General features: G+C 54.6%; 1 protein-coding gene and 1 pseudogene. Both read left to right on the plus strand.

The window, feature by feature from the left end; genetic code table 11:
• Positions 1-89 precede the first annotated feature (89 nt).
• Positions 90-605: pseudogene (locus P3T43_RS35550) on the plus strand (ATP-binding protein); the annotation flags it as partial.
• Between the two features lie 874 nt (positions 606-1,479).
• Positions 1,480-2,418: a condensation domain-containing protein gene (locus tag P3T43_RS35555; RefSeq protein ID WP_429285654.1), complete on the plus strand. Its 939-nt coding sequence runs from the start codon at positions 1,480-1,482 to the stop codon at positions 2,416-2,418.
• The last annotated feature ends 86 nt before the right edge of the window (positions 2,419-2,504 follow it).

Raw genomic sequence — 2,504 nt, forward strand, 5'->3', positions numbered from 1 at the left:
TCCGATGACGGTTATCCGCTCGCCAAAGCGGGGGTGAAATGGATAGCGGATGACCACATCATCGTGATGACAATGGGCAGTGTGTTGCGGGTTCGAGTGGCGTCGGTAAAACCCATCTTGCTGTCGCGCTCGGATATCGCGCAACGCAGGCCGGGTGTCGCACCCGCTTCATCACTGCCGCCGACCTGCTGATGCAATTGACGACGGCGTTGCGCCGTAACCAGCTCGAGGAAACCATCAAGCGGATCACGAAGCCCTACAAGCTTCTCATCATTGACGAGATGGGATATCTGCCGATGGACCGGGAGCAGGCAAACCTGCTCTTCCAGGTGGTCGCCAAACGATACGAAACCGGCAGCCTCATCCTGACCAGCAATCTGCCGTTCGGCCAGTGGGATCAGACCTTCGCTGACGATGCAACGCTCACGGCGGCGCTCCTCGACCGGCTGCTTCACCACGCACACGTCGTGCCAATCTCCGGCGACTCGTACAGGCTGAAGGAAAAACGTCAGGCCGGCATGATTAACCGCATCCCACCGCCGCACCTGAACGACGCGGACGACGTCATACGCAAACGCAATTCGAAGGAGGCAGCACTCAGCTAATAACCGTATGCATCGGTGTATCAAATTCAAATTGCGTTTGCGTCCGAAGCTGTATCAACTTGAGATTGCGTTTGACACCAACGAGATAAACGACCCGCCCGGTTACCGTGCCTGCAGAAAAATGGCAACTATCCAAGATCTAAATATCAATCGACGTCGGGGCAGCTATTTCCCATGCGGTCGTTCAACCGCTGCCTTGTACAAAGTGTTATCGATATGCCCGAAAGCGACCGGACTGGGGGACGTTGTTGTGGATATCAAACATCATTTTTCATTGGCAGGAGCCTTCGTCGCCCCGTCGCACCTCTCAGAGGCTCTTCTCCTGCAAGGAGCAACGAGGCTGTTTCTAACCACCATACCGTTTCAGCAATATACTAAGCACATCGATTGATGCTAATGCAACTAAGGTGTCTCTGTTCCGTGACCGTGAGCACGAGGATATCGAATTGCTTAAGCGGGACACCCACGACCCGAGGCGTCTTGCTCGTTGGGTTGACCAGGGCGAGACCGTTAACTTTGCCACCGCCTTTGAGATTGGGGCGCGCAGTTTTCAATTGGATCGCTTGTCCATTGGCCAGCCGATCTGAAAAGCGCGCCTCGTCCTGTGCGTGAGTCACCGATATTCCCCAGAACATGGCAATCCTTATCAGGATATGTTATGTCCACAGCCGTGACAGTGTGTTGCATTATGAATTGCTTCTTCTTATGGAGCACGAACGTTAAAGATCGACAGGACAGCCAGGTGGTGTAGCCATGCGTCATGGCTCGTTAGTGAACCTCAGCGACCGCACCGTTTAATAGTCTCGAGGTGCAAGTGCGCTGGAATTCACGCTTGCTATCTATGTTTTTAAAATGTCTAATCTGGGAGAATTCGTTGTGGATATCAAATATCAAATATCAAATTGTGTTGGCAGAAACGGAACTTGCTGTTCCGTTGAACGGCATTGCTTTGCATACTGAAAAGATCACGCCGGAGATACTGCCACTAATCGAACTGAATCAGGACGATATCGACCACATCATCGCGCAGATCCCAGGTGGCATTGAAAACGTTCAGGATATCTACGCACTTTCTCCGTTGCAGGACGGCATACTTTTCCACCATCTGCTGGCAAGCGAAGGCGATCCATACCTGCTGGTTTCGCAGATGAACTTTGACAATCGTGCTTTGCTCGATCATTACCTTGCTGCCATGCAACGGGTTATTGACCGGCACGACATCCTGCGCACAGCATTCGTCTGGGAGAGACTATCTTCACCCGCTCAGGTCGTCTTGCGCCATTCACCGCTCGCCATCACCGAAACGTCCGTTGATCCCGGTGACGGACCCGTCGGTGAGCAACTGCTCCGTCGTTTCAGCCCGCGTCACCGCCGCATCAATCTCGGGCAGGCTCCGCTGCAGCGCTTTGTCACTGCCGAGGAGGCCGATGGAAGCTGGCATGTGCTGCTACTGCTACACCATCTGATCGCCGATCACTCCACGTTCGAGTCGATGAACGCGGAAATCCTGGCCTTCATGGGTGGTACCGAGCATGCGCTCGCTGCTCCGCAGCCATTCCGCAATCTGGTGGCCCAGGCTCGCCTGGGCGTCAGCCTGGACGAGCATGAACGCTTCTTTCGTTCGATGCTTCGCGACATCGACGAACCCACCGCACCATTCGGCCTGCTTGACGTGCACAGCGACGGTAGTCAGGTGCAGCAGTCACACTGCATTGTGCCGCAGGCGCTCAATGACCGCCTGCGCACCCAAGCCAGGCGTCTGGGCGTCAACCTCGTCAGCCTTTGCCATCTAGCTTGGGGGCGAGTGGAGTAGCCCCTTGATTCTCAGGACACGAGACACCCCTTAAAATAAGAGGGAGTCTTGTGACTAGTTTCAAGCCTAGGCAAATCGTGGAAAGC

The organism is Paraburkholderia sp. GAS41 (assembly GCF_050436545.1).
GTDB lineage: Bacteria > Pseudomonadota > Gammaproteobacteria > Burkholderiales > Burkholderiaceae > Paraburkholderia.